The sequence below is a fragment of the Chrysosporum bergii ANA360D genome, from assembly GCF_029891735.1.
Lineage (GTDB): Bacteria > Cyanobacteriota > Cyanobacteriia > Cyanobacteriales > Nostocaceae > Umezakia > Umezakia bergii.
Map to the genome: position 1 here is coordinate 1 of NZ_JANQDH010000060.1, position 1,695 is coordinate 1,695.

At 44.2% G+C, this 1,695-nt stretch carries 1 protein-coding gene; it reads right to left on the reverse strand.

Going from position 1 to position 1,695, the window contains the following annotated elements; translation table 11 throughout:
• Nucleotides 1-1,419: P-loop NTPase family protein (locus NWP17_RS09420; protein WP_280654653.1), on the reverse strand; the 1,419-nt coding region annotated here is incomplete at its 3' end.
• Nucleotides 1,420-1,695: the final 276 nt, after the last annotated feature.

Sequence of the window (1,695 nt, forward strand, 5' to 3'; positions counted from 1 at the left end):
CCCATCCAGATATTTATCCAATTGAATCAAACCCTGGGTTAGCGGATCTAACTTTTCTTTCCGCACCTTTAACTCTATGCCCATCACCACTTTGCCATAGCGTAAACAAATATCCATCCTTCCAGAACCAATGGCATATTCTCGTTCTAACGTACCACCACCATTCACTACCCGATGTAAAAATGCCATTAAAACTAAATGGGGAGCAATCTCATGATAGGGCGCACTTTTGAGTAGTGGTTCCCCATGTTGTCGCCAAAACTCTAGGAAAGCATTTAATAGTTTGTTAGGATTTAGAGTATTGTCAGAATTTAACCAAGTGGGTTGAATTTGGGGTAAGCTATCCTGACTACCCTGGGACAAAACACGAGGAATCACTTCCTGGTAAATGGGATTGGCAATGGTTAGTCCGCCCAAAGGGCTACGCTTTACCAAGCCTAAATCTAGTAAAAAACGGCGATCATCCTCCGGGGTATCCGGTAAGTCGGATCCAGATAACATAGGTTGAATAATGGTTTTGACCCTATCTTCCCGTAATCGCTCTGCCAAACTATCTAAATGGGTATCCTGGCGCTGAATGAGAATCTCCTTGGCTCGGTTAATCACTTCAGCGGTAATGGGTTGGGTGATATCTTTCACCAAAACCTGGGTAGCTTGACGAGCTAGGGCGTTTACTAACCACGGTTGTCCATCGGTTAAATAAAATGACTGTTGAATTGCTTCTATGGTAAACACCTGTCCCGTAGCCTGCGTATGTTGTAAGTAAAGTTCTTCTACTTCTGATAAAGTAAAATTACTGAGGGTTAAAGACTCAGCCTTGATATTGAAAGGACTGGAGGTATTGAGTCGTTCACTTCCACCGGATTTCACCTTATAGTCCCGCACATCCCGCATACCAATCAACCCCACCGAATGGGGAAACGCCCGGGGACGGCGATTATAACCCGAGCGTAATTGCCTGAGAACAGAAATTAATGTTTCATCTGCTAAAGCATCAATTTCATCCAGGAAAACCACTAGGGGACGAGTAGCAACCTTAGCCCAGCTGGCTAATGCGGCTCCAATTTGCCGCCCGGGTTGAGATGGTGGCCAACGGGGTGGGTGAAGATTAGTTGGTAGGTAAACACAAGCGGATTCTTGCCATTCATCCAAAATTGCACGTTCAGCCATACCCGGATCCTGAGAGAAAGGTGCCCCTACTTCTAAAGAAAGCATGATGGCGGTGTATTCCCCACTATCAGTCAATTCTTGAGCTAGGGCTATCATAGCGGTGGTTTTGCCTACTTGTCGCGGTGCATGAATGATAAAGTAATTGCGACCATCAATTAGTGCTTTCAAGTCTGGTAGTCGAACCGTGGGGGAGAGCATATAGTGGATGTCAGATTGGCAAGGACCAGCAGTGTTAAAGTGTTTGGGCATGGTGAGAAGGAGTTTTTAAAAAATAACCTTACCGATTTTATTCTGAGTGGGTCAGTGGAATTAAATATAAGATTAACGTAGGTTGAGTTTAATACGAAACCCAACACCCTCAACTCATGGCATTACTCAAATAAACTGATAACTGAGTGGAATTGGTGGGGGGTTGGAAGCATAAGCTAGGATAGGGGAAAATTTGCTAGGATGATCCTTCACTATTTGTGTTCAGATTTATGAAATTAATTTGCTCTCAAAGCGATCTTAGTACCAATCTCGCCC